General features: G+C 56.7%; 17 protein-coding genes. 5 read left to right on the plus strand and 12 right to left on the minus strand.

Features of this window, described 5'->3' with window-relative positions; all coding sequences use genetic code 11:
* Position 1: 1 nt before the first annotated feature.
* Together MNODULE_RS13525 and MNODULE_RS13530 are read right to left on the minus strand one after the other, a co-directional pair.
* Positions 2–1,432: a hypothetical protein gene (locus MNODULE_RS13525; RefSeq protein ID WP_238339485.1), complete on the minus strand. Its 1,431-nt coding sequence runs from the start codon at positions 1,430–1,432 to the stop codon at positions 2–4.
* Positions 1,433–1,517: 85 nt separating this feature from the next.
* Positions 1,518–2,240 (minus strand): glycerophosphodiester phosphodiesterase, encoded by a 723-nt coding sequence (locus tag MNODULE_RS13530; RefSeq protein WP_168060647.1) that lies wholly within the window; start codon positions 2,238–2,240, stop codon positions 1,518–1,520.
* A gap of 161 nt (positions 2,241–2,401) precedes the next feature.
* Between MNODULE_RS13530 and MNODULE_RS13535 the strand changes: the two genes are divergently transcribed.
* From MNODULE_RS13535 to MNODULE_RS13555, 5 genes are all read left to right on the plus strand, one after another.
* Positions 2,402–2,908 (plus strand): ORF6N domain-containing protein, encoded by a 507-nt coding sequence (locus MNODULE_RS13535; protein ID WP_181071040.1) that lies wholly within the window; start codon positions 2,402–2,404, stop codon positions 2,906–2,908.
* 127 nt (positions 2,909–3,035) lie between these two features.
* Entirely contained in the window at positions 3,036–4,169 is a 1,134-nt protein-coding gene (locus MNODULE_RS13540) for a DNA recombination protein RmuC (RefSeq protein WP_168060649.1), read from the plus strand.
* A gap of 26 nt (positions 4,170–4,195) precedes the next feature.
* Positions 4,196–4,513 (plus strand): DUF3467 domain-containing protein, encoded by a 318-nt coding sequence (locus MNODULE_RS13545; RefSeq protein ID WP_168060651.1) that lies wholly within the window; start codon positions 4,196–4,198, stop codon positions 4,511–4,513.
* Positions 4,514–4,516: 3 nt separating this feature from the next.
* Complete coding sequence (locus tag MNODULE_RS13550; protein ID WP_168060653.1) at positions 4,517–5,467, plus strand: MDR/zinc-dependent alcohol dehydrogenase-like family protein; 951 nt, start codon at positions 4,517–4,519, stop codon at positions 5,465–5,467.
* Positions 5,468–5,657: 190 nt separating this feature from the next.
* Positions 5,658–6,236, plus strand: a complete 579-nt coding sequence (locus MNODULE_RS13555) for a hypothetical protein (RefSeq protein ID WP_168060655.1) — start codon at positions 5,658–5,660, stop codon at positions 6,234–6,236.
* Between the two features lie 125 nt (positions 6,237–6,361).
* Here MNODULE_RS13555 and MNODULE_RS13560 read toward each other — a convergent pair whose 3' ends face one another.
* The 10 genes from MNODULE_RS13560 to MNODULE_RS13605 form a co-directional block, all read right to left on the minus strand.
* A complete protein-coding gene (locus tag MNODULE_RS13560; protein WP_168060657.1) occupies positions 6,362–7,306 on the minus strand; it encodes a tyrosine-type recombinase/integrase in 945 nt (314 codons plus the stop codon).
* Positions 7,293–8,300: a tyrosine-type recombinase/integrase gene (locus MNODULE_RS13565; RefSeq protein WP_168060659.1), complete on the minus strand. Its 1,008-nt coding sequence runs from the start codon at positions 8,298–8,300 to the stop codon at positions 7,293–7,295. The genes MNODULE_RS13560 and MNODULE_RS13565 overlap by 14 nt, the downstream gene beginning before the upstream one ends.
* A gap of 151 nt (positions 8,301–8,451) precedes the next feature.
* A complete protein-coding gene (locus MNODULE_RS13570; RefSeq protein ID WP_238339487.1) occupies positions 8,452–11,397 on the minus strand; it encodes an ATP-dependent helicase in 2,946 nt (981 codons plus the stop codon).
* Positions 11,398–11,469: 72 nt separating this feature from the next.
* Positions 11,470–11,922 carry an HIT family protein gene (locus MNODULE_RS13575; protein WP_168060663.1) on the minus strand — a complete coding sequence of 151 codons (453 nt, stop codon included), beginning with the start codon at positions 11,920–11,922 and terminating at the stop codon, positions 11,470–11,472.
* A 159-nt stretch (positions 11,923–12,081) separates the two neighbouring features.
* Positions 12,082–12,360: a hypothetical protein gene (locus MNODULE_RS13580; protein WP_168060665.1), complete on the minus strand. Its 279-nt coding sequence runs from the start codon at positions 12,358–12,360 to the stop codon at positions 12,082–12,084.
* 114 nt (positions 12,361–12,474) lie between these two features.
* Positions 12,475–13,428 carry a TerC family protein gene (locus MNODULE_RS13585; RefSeq protein ID WP_168060667.1) on the minus strand — a complete coding sequence of 318 codons (954 nt, stop codon included), beginning with the start codon at positions 13,426–13,428 and terminating at the stop codon, positions 12,475–12,477.
* Positions 13,429–13,465: 37 nt separating this feature from the next.
* Positions 13,466–13,927, minus strand: coding sequence for a universal stress protein (locus MNODULE_RS13590; RefSeq protein WP_168060668.1), 462 nt, complete (start codon positions 13,925–13,927; stop codon positions 13,466–13,468).
* Positions 13,928–14,065: 138 nt separating this feature from the next.
* Positions 14,066–15,130: a calcium/sodium antiporter gene (locus MNODULE_RS13595; RefSeq protein WP_168061178.1), complete on the minus strand. Its 1,065-nt coding sequence runs from the start codon at positions 15,128–15,130 to the stop codon at positions 14,066–14,068.
* The gene (locus MNODULE_RS13600; protein WP_168060670.1) at positions 15,130–16,242 is read right to left on the minus strand and encodes a calcium/sodium antiporter; all 1,113 of its coding nucleotides are present in this window, start codon (positions 16,240–16,242) and stop codon (positions 15,130–15,132) included. The genes MNODULE_RS13595 and MNODULE_RS13600 overlap by 1 nt, the downstream gene beginning before the upstream one ends.
* Before the next feature lie 433 nt (positions 16,243–16,675).
* Entirely contained in the window at positions 16,676–16,906 is a 231-nt protein-coding gene (locus MNODULE_RS13605) for a hypothetical protein (RefSeq protein ID WP_168060672.1), read from the minus strand.
* Positions 16,907–16,998 lie beyond the last annotated feature (92 nt).

Below are 16,998 nucleotides of genomic sequence, written 5' to 3' on the forward strand. Positions count from 1 at the left end.
TCTAGATTGCGACAGCGCACGGCGCCATGACCGCGTCGACCATCCCATGAATCAGCTTCTTCTCGGTGGAGACGACGGTGGCCAAGATCCCTCCGAGCTTCGCTTCCTTCCCATCGACAAAATAATAAGGCGACAGCCGCGCACGACCCTCCATCGCAACCTCTCGCTCTCCTTCGAAGTCGTAATAACGGACCGTCACCTTTTTCCCTTTGTGGAACTTCTGGAGGAGATGGGGGGTCGTCGGGAAGCTCTGTAGCGCCCGATCGATCGCCCCTTTCCACGCTTCTTCCGGATGATCGTGGCCCGCGATCACCCCACGGCTTCCCCAGGCGAACTCCGAGAAACCGGACGGCTTGATGATCAACTGCCGCTCTTTCTGCGTCGCCTCCCCCAGCTGCCGGAAATCGGTGACCGGCCGATTCTCCAAGGTGAGGTCGGGAATGATCGCATAGGGAGGGACCTCGCGCGGATCGATGATCCAGGTTTTTGGGAAAATCCGCCGGAGCTGAGACATCGTCCCCTCCCCCAAATGCCCCAGCCAGAACTCTTGTAGGACCGGATGATGGAAGAGGGCGAAGAGACTTTTCTCCTCCAGAAACGCCTTCGGCGGCGGCGTCATGGCCACCTGCTTCTTCTTGGCGGCATAGAGGATCAGCTCCGACTTCGGGATGTTCTTTAGATCGAAGAGCTCGAAAAAACGATAAAGGATATCGATCCGCTCCCGATCGGCCCAGAGTCCTTCTTCGGTAAAAGAGATCTCTCTCGGATGAAGCACCCGCGTCCGAAGCCCGCGTTGGTGGAGCGCCCCTCCCAGCCAATCCATCTCCGGGCGGTAGTCTTTCGATTCATCCGAGACGACGATTGCCAAAAGGGGATCCTCTTGGGAAGCATGGGCCCGGATCATCCGCTCGAAGCCGGCCACCATCCCGTCTCGCTCACCGACCGGACGGTCTCCCTCCGAAGCGTAAGCAATCGAGAGTCCCGCCGTCAGCCCCATGCCGCCGGGAACGGCATCCAATTCCGTCGCAATCATCCCCTCTTCGGTCGGGATGAGGTCGGGTCGAATGATCCCCGGCAGATCCTGTTTAAACCGGTTCATCCGGCCATATTCGACGACCGATTCCGGTTTTCCCTGATCGAGATAACCTGCGACCCAACGGGGCGCCCGGCCATGGACGCTGTCGAGGTAGAGCCGATTCGCCGCCTGGTAAAAAGAAAGGAGCTGGTTTCCAAGCGTTTCTAGAAAACCCAACTCCTCTTTTGTAATCCAGTATGGTTCGGTCGCGATCCGCCAGAGGTCGTTTCCTGCCGCCGAATTCCCTTCGGGCCTAAAAAGCCCCTCTTGAACAAGGGTACCCCGGATCGAATGGCTCTTTTTTTGAATGGGCGCGTCTCTCGATGGGTCAGGTGGAGGCTCAAAGGCCTTGGACAATGTCAAATTCTCCAAAGACAATGATTTGATGATAACATCGCCGGAAGCCGATCCGCAAGTAAGATTTTAGGGCGAGAAAGCCCCCTTACTCCTTCTTTTTACTTAGAACCTCGGCCAAACGATCAGGATAATTGGTAAAGAGGCCATCGATCCCCATTCCCATAAAGAGGTTCATTTGAGAGGGTTCATTGACGGTGTAAGCGTAGACCTTGAATCCTTCTTTGTGTGCTATTTCAATCAAGTCGGGGGTTACCCGCTTGGAAGCGAGATGGATCGAGACCGCTTCCAGCCGTCGGGCTTCTTGCAGAATTTTCTTCAACGGCTCCCGGTCCACCAGGTAGCCGATCGGGAGGGTGGGATGAAGGGAGCGGACTTTTTTGAGGAGAATATGGTCGAACGAGGAGACGATCACCCGATCGACGATTCCCTTCTTTTGGATCAGATCGACCACCTTCTGGGGAGAGGCCGCTTTGATCTCCAGGTTCAGCAGGAAGGGAGGGGGGATTTTGTCGATCAGCTCCGCCGCCGTGAGAACGGTCTGCTTTGCAAACGAAGGGGAAAACCAGCTCCCGATATCAAGCCGCTTTAATTCGGAGAGGGTTAGATCGACGACCCGGCCGCTCTGTCCTGTCAGCCGTTTAATCGTCGGATCGTGGAAGACGACCAGATCCCCCTCCCGGCTCTCCCGCAGGTCGCACTCGATGCCGTCGGCCCCCATCGCCATCGCCTTCTGAAATGCAACAAGGGTATTCTCCGGCGCGTGTCCGGAGGCGCCGCGATGGGCCCAGATGATGATCTTTTTATCCATGCGGGGAAAGGTAACACAGGAGGTTGGGGTTGTAAAGGAAGCACGGCCAATTGATCCCAGGCCAAAAAATGGAGCGTCCGGCAATCTCTGAATTGACAATTATCCCGTAATTACCTATCATCACCCCATCCCAACCCGGTGATTTCAAGGCGGAGCATTGAATGAAGACAACCATTCCTACGGAAGTCATTGAGCAGAAAATCTATTTTATCCGGGGACACAAGGTGATGCTCGACGGAGATCTTGCCAAACTTTATGGCGTGCCGACAAAAAGATTGAACGAACAAGTTCGCCGAAATATAAAGCGGTTTCCACCCGATTTTATGTTTCAACTTACTGCGGACGAAGCAAAATTTTTAAGGTCGCAAAATGCGACCTTAAAAAAAGGACGCGGTCAGCACCTCAAATACCTCCCCTATGCCTTCACGGAACAGGGGGTCGCAATGCTCTCCAGCGCTTTGAACAGCGAGCGGGCTATTGAGGTCAACATTCTCATCATGCGCACCTTCGTCAAACTACGCGAGATGATTGCCTCCCACAAAGATCTGGTGAAAAAACTGGATGAACTCGAAAAGAAATATGATGAGCAATTCCAGGTGGTCTTCGAAGCAATCCGGCAATTGATGGCCCCGCCGGAAAACACAAACCGGAAAATTGGGTTTAAATAATTCGGCACCCTCCGTCGATTTCATTAAACCCGACCGCCTCTCTTCCCTCGATTCTGAAAATCTGTTTGACTTCACCCCTCGATTCCGGTAGTAATGATCAACAGATACCAAACAGGAGCACTTCTTTATGGAACTGGGGATTTTTGTTCTCCTTGCGGTCTTGGTGGTCCTTCTTCTGGTGCTCCTCGTCCGCTCATTCAAGCCGCCCGCGCAAGCGCCCGACGCCGGGATGCTCGTGATGCAGCAGCAGGTCGATCAGCTGCGCCAGCAGCTTTCGGAAACGCTGACCGCAAATACGAACCAGATGCAGCAGCAGCTTTCCCAAATCACAACGCAGGTCAATTCCCAGCTTCAATCGGTCAATCAGCAGCTCACCTCGGCCACCGGCCAGATCGGCACCCGCCTCGACAACGCCGCGCGCGTCGTCGGCGAGGTGAAGCAAAACCTTGGAGAATTGACCAAAGCGACCCAGCAGGTTTACGAGGTCGGAAAAGATATCTCATCGCTTCAGGAGATCCTCCGCGCCCCCAAGCTGCGCGGCAGCCTCGGCGAGCTTTTTTTAGGCGAGCTCCTCGCCCAGGTCCTCCCGCCGACCCACTTCTCCCTGCAATATCGCTTTAAAAGCAACGAAGCGGTCGATGCCGTGATCACCCTGGGACCGGGACTGGTGTCGGTCGATTCCAAGTTTCCGCTCGAGAACTTCAAGAAGATGATCGAAACCAGCGTTGACGAGGAGAAGAAGTCCCATCGGAAGCGGTTTCTCACCGACGTGAAAAAGCACATCGATGCCATCGCCGCGAAATATATTCTCCCCGATGAAGGAACCTATGACTTTGCGTTAATGTATATCCCCGCCGAAAATGTTTATTACGAAACGATCATCAAGGACGAATCGTTCGGCGACGAGAAAAGCCTTTGCAGCTATGCCCTCACGAAGCGGGTGATCCCCGTCTCCCCCAACTCATTCTATGCTTATCTTCAGGCGATCGTCCTCGGTTTCCGCGGGCTGCGGATCGAGAAATCGGCGCAGGAGATCCACCAGCGCCTGCAGCGGCTCTCGGGAGACTTTCTTAAATTCAAAGACGATTTCGATGTCATCGGGAAACATCTCTCGAACACGCGCGGCAAATACGAAGAGGCCTCCAAGAAACTCGACCGGCTCGGCGACCGGCTCGTCACGATCGACCATGAAAGCGCGGAACCGAAAGTGAAGGTCACCCTGCCGAAGGAAGAACTGGCCCGCCCAGCCCTCTTCGATTAATCACTCAGTAGAAAAGGACACGCGTTATGTCGAACGGTCAGCAATCGCAGCCCCCTGTTCAAGTCCAGGTTGAAATCGACGATGCCACCTCCCAGGGAGTCTACACGAACCTCGCCCTTCTGACCCACAGCGAGACCGAGTTCGTCATGGACTTCATCTACATCCAGCCGCAGGCGCCGAAGGCGAAGGTGCGGTCCCGCATCATCACCAGCCCCGCCCACGCCAAACGGTTTCTGGCGGCCCTTCAAGAGAACATCCAGCGTTACGAGCAGCGTTTCGGCACGATCAAAGTCGCCGGCGAGCCGGACAAAAACAATCCCCCGTACCAGGGACTCTATTTGTAAACGATGCAGGGCCTCTCTTTTAAGAAAACCCTGACCCTCCGCAAGAATCTTCCGCTCCCCTCCGCGCCCGGCGAAGCCCGCATCCGTGTCTCCCTCGCCGGGATCTGCAGCACCGATCTCGAGATCGCCAAGGGCTACATGGGTTTCCACAGCATCCTGGGACACGAATTCGTCGGCGTCGTCGAAGCGGCCCCCGATCAGGCCTGGATCGGGAAGCGGGTCGTCGGTGAAATCAACGCCGCCTGCGGCGGCTGCTGCTTCTGCGTTCGGGGGATGCGAAATCATTGCTCTCAACGAACCGTCCTCGGCATCCTGGGAAGAGACGGCAGCTTCGCCGAGCAGCTCTCGTTGCCGATTCAAAATCTCCATCTCGTTCCGGAAAATCTCACCGACGAAGAAGCGGTCTTCACCGAACCGCTCGCCGCCGCATTCCGAATCACCGAGCAGCTTGCGACCCGTCCCGAAGAGCGCGTCACCCTCCTCGGCGACGGCAAGCTCGGCCTTCTGATCGCACAAGTGCTGAAAGACCGCTGCCGGTTGGTCGTCGTCGGACGATACCCAGAGCGGAACAAGACGCTGGAGCAGTGGGGCATCCAATCTCTTTCCCCTGACCAAACCATCCCGCTCCAGCATCTCTCCGACATCGTCATCGACGCCACCGGCTCCCCAAAAGGTTTCGACCTCGCCCAACAACTCGTCCGTCCCCAAGGCACGATCGTCCTGAAGACCACCTGCGCCGGCCGCCCGAAAGTGGATCTGGCGAAAGTGGTCATCGACGAGGTCACCGTGGTCGGTTCCCGCTGCGGTCCGTTTGCACCGGCGCTGGAAGCGCTCTCTCGGAAGAAGGTCGACGTTCGCCCGCTGATTACAGAGGTGTTCCCGCTGAAGAGAGGAAAAGAAGCGTTTCGGAAAGCGGCGGAGCGAGGGACGTTGAAGGTGTTACTCCGGCCCTAGGGGGCGATGGGCTTGAGGTTCTTAATTTCTTCCTGTAATCAACTGCCATTGTATCTTCGCCACAGCCTATATTTCATACGGAATTACCCAAACATTGATGCGTTACCCTTTGATATATTCTCTTAGGGTTCCACAGCTTTGATATACTCATCAAAACGGACCCAGTCATTACTCTGATAGTATAATTGTTGTGACCATGATATCTGCATTCGAATTAAGTAAATTTTCTATTTATCGTAAGAACCGGACCCTGCAAGGAAAGTATTTTGTTTGCGATGTGTCCGGGCACAGACAGCTATACGCTCAAGTTGAAACACCCTTTTTCCCATGGACACCAAAACCGTTTATGGCCGTGTATGCAGATGAGATGAAAAAGGAAAGGGTTCTATCGATAGAAATGAAAGGTACCTATACGATATGTGATGAACACGCGCGCCCGATCGGCATGATGGAGAGAACCCGAAAGAAGGTTCTCTTCGGACATGGCGAGCACGAGTGGATTCTATATGGTGGTTCAGGAGAGGAACTAGGTCGATTTGAGACAAAACAGCTTACGTCAGAACGGGAAACATTGTTGTTTACTCTTTCATCACGCTGCCAGGGCATTGGTTTTATTAAGTGGTATGGTGGAATAGATTTCAGGGGTTTGGCAGGTCGACAAGCTTTTATCGATTTTACTATAGACTCGCATAAGATTGTCGATCGACGTATTGTAGTCTGCGCAGGTTTAATATTACTCGAGGACGTCCGTTGGCGGCATAGATATTAGGAAAACCTCAGTGTACTAGAGTTCCTGAGCATCATCTTTCAGTCGGTAATCCTTAATCATCTAAATCTCAGTTTTGGAAGACTTGTAGGTGCTATACGTAACATATCCTGCTTTTTCTTGTGATTTTAGTTGCTTATCTCCCTTTTTCCATTATTCATTTTCCGCATATAAGTCTCTTCCCCATCGTCGTCATCTTCTTCTTGGGTCTGCGTTCTTTGCAGGACCACCTCCATGGCCTTGTAGTAGTCTCGTTGGACCTTGATGTTCGCTACCCTGCAGTAGCGCTGGGTTGTGGTAATCTGGCCATGCCCCAGGAGGTCCTGGATCGTAACAAGATCGGCATTAGCGTTGAGAAGCTGCGTGGCCATGGTGTGGCGAAGCCGATGACACGAGACGTCCAGACTGCTTTTCCGCGCATAGTATTCGATCCTCTTCTGGATTCCTCGGACCGATAGGGGTTTCCCTCTCATCGGTCCCTTCTGCACGAGAAATAATCCTTTCACTTTCGATGATCGTTTCTCGATGTATGCTAAAAGAGCAGAGCGAGCGTCTTCACTCATGTAGACGATCCGGTCCTTACCCCCTTTCCCATTAAAGACAAAGATCTGTCTTCTCTGGTAATCTACCGCATCCACGGTCAGGTGAGCAACCTCTTTGACCCGAAGACCGCAGCGGAGCATCAACATAAACATGGCCCTGTCTCTTAGATCCGTGATGAAGGCAAAGAGCCTCCCGACCTGCGCGTCCTTCAGGTGCCGGGGCAGGGGCTTTGGCAGGCGCAGCGAGATCCGAGTCACGGGATTCACCATCCTTCTTCCCGCTTCGTTGATGAGATAATCGAAGAAGAGACGGATCGTCTGCAGATGACAGGTGATCGTTTTGGGTGTTCGCCGCTTCTGGAGCAGATGATCCGTGTAGAGGTCGATCTGCTTGGCAGTGACTTCACAGAGGGGGACCGTGAGCCCTCGGATGAAGTGTTCGAGGATGTTGATGTAGTTCTTCACGGTATGAGCGGAGTAGTTTTTCCGCTTCAAGGCCCTGCGGTAGTGGATCAGCTCAGTAGTCTCCATCAATCCCCCCTTTTTCGATCAAGGCCATGGCCCGGAAGTATTCTTGTTCACGAGTTTTGTCAGTGAGCCGGGCATAGCGGCGGGTCACCTCAATATCCTGATGACCCAGCAGCTGCTGGAGACATTCCAGACGCATCCCGGCATTGAGAAGCTCGGAGGCGAATGTATGGCGAAGACAATGCACCGTGTAGCCTTTCTGCTCGAGCCCTGCCCTCTTCAGATATTTCACGAAGAGGTTGCGGCCCGTACTGTAGCAGATGCCTTTATTGCCCTGACCATAAAAGACGAACGGCTTGCTCTTCTGCCTTTGTCTGAGCCAGAGTTTTATGGCGAACAGAGCATCATCGCTCAGGTAAACCACCCTCCCCATGCTGTTCTTCTCTCCCTCGAAGAGATGAATCTTTCTGTCTTGAATATCTAGATCGGTCATCCTCAGTCCCAATGCCTCACCGATCCGCATGCCCGTCCGTAAAAGCAGAAGGAAAAGGGCCCGGTCCCGGATATCGTCAATCACAGAGAAAAGTCTTCTCACATCGGCAGGGTTTATCGCCCGAGGGAGGACGTCGGGGAGCTTCAGCTTGATCCTCCGTTTAAGAAACGCCCCGGAGAGAACATCCTGCTCGATCAGAAAATGCAAAAAAGCAATAATGCAGGCCAGCCTCGTCCGCACCGTGGAGAGGCGGATCCCCCTGTCCTGCTCATGTTCGATAAAGGCTTCAAGGTCAATCCGTTCAATCTCCCTGAGATCCTTCTTGCCCGACCCTCCATAAAAGGCGAGGAAGAGCATGACGGACGTATACGAACTCCCAAGCGTCCTCGGCTTGTGGTTCATGCGCCACTTGTGCCGCATGTAGCGCTCGAAGTATTCCTTGGCGGGAAGCTGCAGGCGGGAGACCTTCTGCAGGATGTGATCGATCAGGGTTTGTGCAGGATGCTGCTTACGTGGCGCTTCACTTTCGACTGACTCATTGGTGATCGGCTCTACCTTGGTCATTGCTCCCCCTTTCCTTTTTCAAGAAAAAGCAGGAAAAATCATGACCGTTAGCCGTTTAAATGGTCAATCTATTTTGTTACGTATAGGTAGGTGAAAGAATCGGTTGAATTTTCGACTGTTTGAGCGCTAAACGAATCGATCTCTCAAACCGCTACTCCGCTCCCGCGGTGTTCGGGCAGATGTCCTGGTAGGCGCAATACTGGCAGGCAATATAGGTGGGCCGGGCCTCGAAGTCTTCCTTCCGAATCCCCTCCGCGACGACGCGGATCTTCTCCTGCATCTTCTCGATCTCTTTCTCTTTCCGCACCGCCGTCCCGACGAACCCCGAATCGAGAAAGTGCAGCTCCACCCGCACCGGCAATGTCCCAAACCGCTCCCGGTACGACCAGGCATAAAGCGTGAGCTGCGGATTCTCTTTGGCTTTCTTATCGGCGGTCTTCTGATCGTGCACTTCGGCGGTTTTGTAGTCGATGATCACCCCGCCTTCTGGGGTCTCATCGACCCGGTCCCACCGCCCCGCAATCCGGTTCCCTTCAAAAGTGAACGAAAATTCTTTTTCGATGTAGGTCGGCTTCCGCCCGCCCCGCTCCTGCTCATCATAAAACCGCTGGAGCGCCGCGCGGCCGGCAGCAAGACGTTGCTCCTCATGCTGGCGGCTTAAGAACCCCTCGCTCCGCCACGCCCGGTTGAACACGACGAGGATTTCCTCGAATGAAATGGTTTGATCGGTCATCTTCGCCGAGAGATAGGCCGCCACCGCCTGGTGCATCGCATTGCCGTAAAGGACGGCATGATGCTGATAGATCGGCACGCGGAGAATATGCGTGTATTTGTATTTCAGCGGGCAGGTGGAATAGTCGTCGATCTGATAATGAGTCAGATAAAGCGGCTCATCCGAAGCCGGAGCGCGGCGCGTGAAGAGATCGGGCTGCTCCACCGCCCCATGCCGGGCGATCGCCTCCAGGGCCGATGCTTTCGTCGTCGGCACCGCCTGGATCGGGAGATTCAACGCTTCCAGCACGAAGGGGCTCACCTTCCGCTCGCGCACCCCGCCGATGTCGCGGGCGCTGGTCAGATAAAGCCGCCGCCGCGCGCGGGTCATCCCGACATAGAAGAGCCGCCGCTCTTCCTGGATGTGGAAATCCCCCTGCGGGAGCACTTCCTGAATGAGCTCCACCGGCAGCTCGATCCGCTCGCTCCGCTCCCGGCTCGGGAATTTCCCGTCGACGAGACCGACCATGAAGACGGTGTCGAACTCCAGCCCCTTCGACTTGTGGATCGTCAGGACCGAGACGGCCGATGCGTCAACGTCGGCCTCGGCGGCGGGGGGATCTTCCCCGGCCTTGATCAGAAGATCGAGATAGGCGACCACGTCATGCAGCGCCGCGGTCGGGGTCAATTGCTGGAAGCGGCGAATCTCTTCGAAGAAACGGGCGACGTTCTGGATCTTCACCTCCTGCGCCGTCGTCATCCGCTCGGCATACTGCTCCAGCAGGCCGCTGCGGCGGATGAACTCGTAGAGGACCACCCCGGCATCGACCTCCCGCGCCCGCTGGAGCGAGGCCTGTAAATCGGTCAGCAACTTCTCGAGGGTCGCCGCCGCCTCCGGCGAAACGGAGATACCTACCGATTCAATCGTCTTAAAAACGTCATAAAGACTCTGGTTCTTCCGGCGCGCCAACGCATTGCATCGGGCGAGGATTTCATCCGGCAAGCGGTAAAGCTCCGAAGTCGCGAGATAGTAGAGGCTGCTGCTGTCGTGGAAGTCGGCAACCGCCCGCATGAAGGCGATCAGCAGCCGGACTTCCGGCCGCGAGTAGAGGCCCCGGTTGCCGGTGAACCGATAGGGAATCCCGCGGACGTTCAGCGCTCGGAGAAACGAATCGGCGTCGGCATTCCCCCGGACGAGGATCGCAACATCGCCGAAGTCGAGGCCGGCTTCGTGCTCCTCGGCGATGATCCGCGCCACCGCATCGGCCTCGGACGAGAGGGTGTCGTAATGGAGATGGACCACCGGCGGGTCTAAAAGCGACGGCGCGGGATCTTCGACCTGCGAGATTAATCGCTTGTCGATCTTCTCCTGAACCTCCAGGCGGTCGGGATTGTTCTGCTGGATGAGGCGATAAGCGACATCAAGGATCGGCTGGACCGACCGGTAATTCTCGGTCAGGACCACCCGCTTCGCGTCGTGATACATCTTACCGAAGCCGAGGATATTCGAGATCGCCGCCCCCCGGAACTTGTAGATGCTCTGATCGTCATCGCCGACGACGGTGACGTTGTGGTGGCTTTCGGAGAGCAGGCGAACCAGCTGGAACTGGGCAAAGTTGGTATCTTGAAACTCATCGACCAGGATATACCGGAACTGCGACTGGACTTTTTTAAGAACGGTCGGGTTCTCTCGAAGCAAGCGCAGCGCCATCGAGACCTGGTCGCCGAAGTCGATGCACCCCTCCTCCATCAGAAGATCTTGATAATGCCGGTAGGTTTCGGCCAGCTCCTTCTCAAAGGCCGCTTCTTCCAAGAGGCTCGAATCTTCGGGAGTCGCCAGGGCCTTCGTCAACCGCCGGTCGGCATAGGCAAGATAGGCCTCGGGGCCGACATCTTCATCCTTGGCGCGCGAGAAGAGGGAGAGGAGCGCTTCGATATGTTTGGTCGGGTTGCCGAGGGGCCGAAAGGTCTTGAGGGGGAGCGAGAAGAGATGTTTCCTGAAGAAGATCACCTGCTCCGGCCGCGACAGCACCCGAAAGTCGGGGGTAAGCCCCAGCCGCAGGCCATGCTCCCGCAAGATCCGATCGCCGAAGGCATGGAAGGTGGAGATGGTAATGCCGGTATAGCCGTAGGGGACGAGGAGATCGACCCGCTCCTCCATCTCTTTCGCCGCCTTCTCGGTGAAGGTGAGCGCCAGGATTTCATGCGGCTTCGCTTTTTTGGTCGAGATGAGGTGGGCGATCCGGCGGGTGATGACGAGGGTCTTTCCCGTCCCCGCCCCGGCGATGATCAAGAGCGGTCCTTCGCCATGTTCCACCGCCGCTTTCTGCTTCGGCGAGAGAGGACGGGTGCCAGCTTCCGATCCAAGAAGAGAGGAGGGTTCCATCAGGAAAATGTAAAGAAAGCCGCCGAGGAAGTCAATGAAAATGAGGGACCAAAAATCTTATCCTCGCTTGGACTAGACCGCACCCGCCGATCGGATTCGGTCGATCGCCGCGCGGAGGGTTTGCTGGACCTGTGCGATCTCATCATTGTTCTTGTAGGCATGGCGCGGCCAGAAAAATCCCTTCAAACCATCCCCTTTCCGACGGGGGACAACGTGGATGTGAAGGTGCGGGACACTCTGGCTGACATGGTTATTGATCGCAATGAAGCTCCCCTCGGCCGCCATCCCCTCCTCCACCGCGCGGGCCAGCAACTGCGCGCTGCCGAAGAGCGGCGCAATCAGACCGGCCGGAAGATCGACCAGCGTCTCATAATGGACCTTGGGCGCCAGGAGGAGATGCCCTGCGAAGAGGGGGCGATGATCGAGGAAGGCGAAAGAAACTTCATCCTCAAAAACGGAATGGCTCGGGACCTCCCCCCGGATGATTTTGCAGAAACCGCAATTCGAACGTTCAACCTTGGGCATTTTGGGGCTCCATCCCGGATCGTGATCTTTTTTCGGGATTGGATTATACAGGAGTGGGGTGCTTAAGGAAAGGAAAAGACGGGAATGCCGCCGCAAACACTCGGTCCCTCCAGCAAGAGGGACGCGCCGTTAAGTTGGAGGTGTACTTCATAGGCCCCGCTAAAACCGGTTTGCGCGCGATCGCATCCGCAGGCGCCAAGGGATCCGGGCCAGCCAGATCATCCAGATCACCGTCAGCGGAATCGCCAGGACCAAACCGATGAAAAAGGCCGAGATGATCACCGCCAGAAAGATCGTCAGGCCGAAGAGGGCCGTCAAGCTGAACTTCAACCGCTCCATCCGGCTTAAGGGGCGGAAGGCCGGGCCGCTGCGCCGTTCGCGATCTTCAACGGTGACTTGGTAAACCTCTTTTTCCTCTTCCGGGAACTTCTCCGACATTGAAACCCTCCTTCACTTGATTCTTATTTTTATCCTATCACAGTGAAAGGTCGGATGCCATTATCGGCCTAACCGGATGCGAGCGGCCCCCTCAGACCGGAAAACCGGACCGCGTCAGTGGTGGCCGGCCTGCTCCTCGACCTGCCCCGCCGGGGGAGAGGGAACCGCTTCCGGCCGGGGTCGAAGGATCGAGGCAACGACCGAAATGAGGAGGATTCCGGCGATCACCGCAAGCGCGATGCCGATCGGCACCTTGTACAGGTCTGAGATCAGCATCTTGGTCCCGACAAAAACAAGGATGAGCGAGAGACCATAGTGAAGATAATGAAAAAGCTGCATGATGCCGGCCAGGGCGAAGTAGAGGGCGCGCAGGCCCAAGATGGCGAAGACGTTCGACGTGTAGACGATAAAAGGGTCCCGCGTGACCGCCAGGATGGCGGGAATCGAATCGACGGCGAAGATCACGTCGGTCGTCTCGACCAGGAGAAGTACGACGAATAAGGGGGTGGCCCAACGCTTCCCCTCTTTTATCACCCAAAAGCGGCTCTCATGATATTCGCTGGTGACCGGAACAAACCGACGGAAGAGCCGGAGGACCGGATTCGCTTCGGGGTGAAGCTCTTTATCCTTCTGGAAGGCCATCTTGATGCCGGTGATGATCAGAAAGCCGCCGAAGAGATAAATCATCCAATGGAACTTTTCAATCAGGGTGATCCCCGCGGCGATAAAGATGGCGCGCATGACGAGGGCGCCGAGGATCCCCCAGAAAAGGATCTTGTGCTGGTAGATCGAGGGGACGGAGAAATAGGAAAAGATCAGCAGGAAAACGAAGAGGTTATCGACGCTCAGCGACTTTTCAATGACATAACCGGCTAAAAACTGGAGGGCGGTCTCCTGACCGAGCCAGAAATAGATGAGCAGGTTGAAGAGGAGCGCCAGGCAGATCCAAACCACGCTCCACCCCAGCGCCTCTTTGAGGCGGACCACATGGGCCTTTCGATGAAACACACCGAGGTCCAAGGCCAACATGGCAAGAACGAAAAGATTGAAAAGAATCCATGGCCACATTTATTTACAATTCTCCTTTCAGATTTTGATCTAAAGACTAGCCGCCGGCCGGCCGCTTCTCCCGGACAACGAGGACCGAACAGGGGGCCTTCCGCGTCACCCGATCCGCCACGCTCCCCATGACGAAACGGTCCATCCCCGTCCGCCCATGGGTTCCGAGGACGATCAGATCGGCTCCAACCTCCTCCGCGACCTTCAAGATCTCGACCAGCGGCGACCCTTCCTTGAAATAGGAGCGGACATCAACTCCCTGGCGTTTAACCGCCTCCACCTCTCCGTCGAGTTTTTTCGATTCCTTTTCCCTCAATTCCCGAACCCAACGGTCGACCTCCGGATGAATGCTGATCTCCCTTCCTTCCAGCGTATAAAACGGCGGCTCAAACACATGAAGCAGGAAGAGCTCTGCCGAGAAACATGCTGCCAGACGCGCGGCGGAATCGATCGCGTCTTTTGAACACTCTGAAAAATCGGTTGCCACCAAAATACGGCGGGGCGTCATCGTGATCCTCCCTCTCAAATACCACAGGGGGGGCCTCTCTCCCCCAACGGTTTTACGGTCCATCTTATCAGAAATAAACCGGAAAGTCTTTATTCGCTTGGTGCATCCGGTCATCTCTTCCCCTCACGGCTGTTCCGATCACTTCGCCCGCCAACCCCGTACGACCACGACGATGAGGGTGACCGCAGTCAGCGGGAGGACAAAGAGCTGCATGACGCCGCTGAAAGCGGGGAGGGCGTCATGCTCCGATGCCTTGAGAATAAGATAGGCCGTATACGCGATGTAGTGGCCGAGGAAGAGAAATCCCTCCCAGCGGGCGATCCGGTAACCGGTAAAGAAGATCGGAAGGGCGGCCGCCGCGGCGGCGAGCATCACCGGAAAATCGAAATTCATCGCCGCCGGCGAAACGGCAATCCCTCGGGGGGCCGCAACCCCCGCGATTCCAACGACGCCGAGGATATTGAAAATATTGCTTCCGATGACGTTGCCGACGGCGATCTCCCGTCTTCCGCGGATCGCCGCCATGAGCGAGGTCGCCGCCTCCGGGAGCGAGGTTCCGACCGCCACGATCGTCAGCCCGATGACCAGCTCGCTGACCCCGATCGCTCTGGCGAGGGAGACCGCGCCGCCGATCATCCAGCGCGATCCGGTGATGAGAAGCGCCAAGCCGAGGAGGACCCGCAGGATTTGCCACCCCATCCTCCCGGCCCGCCCCGCGGGGGGCGAATACGGCGCATCGATCGGCTCCGGCTCTCCTCGTACCTGCCGGATCAAGAAAATCATATATCCGATCAATCCGGCAAAAAGAAGCGCCCCATCCATGCGGCCGATCCGCCCATCGATCGCCAGCAAAACCAGCAGGAGGCTCACACCGATCATGATCGGAACATCGATCCGGACCAGCCGCCGCGCGACGACCAGCGGCGTGATCGCCGCAGAGGCGCCCAGCACAAAGAGAATATTCATGATATTGCTGCCGACGATGTTCCCGACGGCAAGGTCCCCCCTTCCTATCCAGGCCGATGCGACGCTGACGGTGATCTCCGGAGCGCCCGTTCCGATCGCAACCACCGTCAGGCCGATCATGACCGGAGGGAGGCCCAGCGCCGAAGCAATCCGCGATGCACCGCGAACGAGGAACTCGGCGCCGGCCAGCAGAAGCACGATCCCGGCGACAAACCCCAGAAGAACGAAGACCTCCATCATTCAGACCCTTCCGGCGTCCTCTTGTCCTTCCGAGTCGCGAACCAACTCCTTAATGCAATCAGGATCAGCGTCACAATCGTCAGCGGGAGGACAAACAGCTGCATGACGCCGCTGAAAGCGGGGAGGGCGTCATGCTCCGATGCCTTGAGAGTAAGATAGGCCGTATACGCGATGTAGTAGCCGAGGAAGAGAAATCCCTCCCAGCGGGCGATCCGGTAACCGGTAAAGAAGATCGGAAGAGCGGCCGCTGCGGTTGCGAGCATCACCGGAAAATCGAAATTCATCGCCGCCGGCGAAACGGAGAGCCCCTGCGGCGCGACGATTCCCGCCATTCCCAGAACGCCGAGGAGGTTAAAGATGTTGCTCCCGACGACGTTGCCGACGGCAATGTCCCGCTCTCCCCGAACCGCCGCCACCACCGAGGTCGCCACCTCCGGGAGCGAGGTTCCGGCCGCCACAATCGTCAGCCCGATGACCAGCTCGCTGACCCCGACCGCCTGAGCGACCGAGATCGCGCCGGCAACCACCCAACGCGACCCGAGAATCAACAACGCCAAACCGAAGATCACCAGGGCGATGTTCCATGCGACCGCGCCCGACGCTTTCCAAGAAGGGGGGGCGAACTCGGCGGCGTACTCCCGCTCGATTTCGGGCGGCTCCCTTCGCGACTGCCTGATCGAGAAGACGAGATACCCGATCAGTCCGGCGAAAAGCAGCCCCCCCTCCAGACGGTCGATCGTCCCATCGACCGCTAAAAGAACAATGAGGAAGCTCACACCGATCATCACTGGAACATCGATCCGGACCATCTGCTGCGCCACCACCAACGGCGTGATCGCCGCGGAGAGACCGAGGATGAAGAGAATATTGAAGATATTGCTTCCGATCACATTCCCGAAGGCGAGATCCCCTTCCCCGTTGAGCGCCGAGATCACACTGACGGTGATCTCGGGGGCGCTGGTGCCGAAGGCGACCACCGTCAGGCCGATCACGAGCGGAGAGAGCCCGACCGCGGCGGCAACCCGAGAAGCACCGCGAACCAGAACCTCTGCGCCCCCCAGGAGGAGGACGAGGCCGAGGATGAACTTGAGAAGGAGGGTGATCTCCATGAACCTCGATTATCCGGATTGCCGCTGCCGCGCTGAAATCCGGTCCCGGGCCACCGGAATACTTCCGGCCGGATGAATGAAATCTTTTCATCCTAACCTGCCCGGAAGATCGAGGTCAACCGGATCGCGGGATCAGGGGGGAAGAGGACAGCAGTGATCGGTTCCGCGCGTGGAGACGGTTTTGAAGGGAAAGGGGCCCGTATGAAGGTTTTTAGGCGAGGAGAATATTCGGGAGCCTGCTTGGGTCTTGTTCTGCGAAAGGGCGGGAATGAATACGTGGCAAGAAGGGTTTTTCAGGGAGCCGTCGGGCCGAACTCGTCAATCGGCCCGACGGCTCGCGTCGGCAAACGTCCTCACTAATCGCCGGCCGGACAGACACCCCGGTGACCCGCCCGGCCGCGTGCTGGATCATTCGGAGAATGCCGCCGCCCGTCTACATCCCGCCGCTGAAATCAAGCGCCCAAATCATCCAAAAGCTGAAGGCCACCGATGCGAAAAGAACGAGCGCGAGACCGTATCGGTAAAGAAATTCATAAAATTGATCGAGTCCGGGTGCGATGATCGAAGCGCCGCCCGACGGCTCGGTTGAAGAGCCTGGCATTTCTTTTTTACCCTGCTCGGCGTAGACATTCGTCTGAAATTCCGTTTTTGTCGATCCAGCCATGAACAAGCCTCCTTAATAAGAATGAACGCCCCTCCTATGAAACGACTCACGCCGGAGCACCTTGCAGAAGGGATGCCGTCGCATTCCGGTCG

Source organism: Candidatus Manganitrophus noduliformans, assembly GCF_012184425.1.
Classification (GTDB): Bacteria; Nitrospirota; Nitrospiria; order SBBL01; family Manganitrophaceae; genus Manganitrophus; species Manganitrophus noduliformans.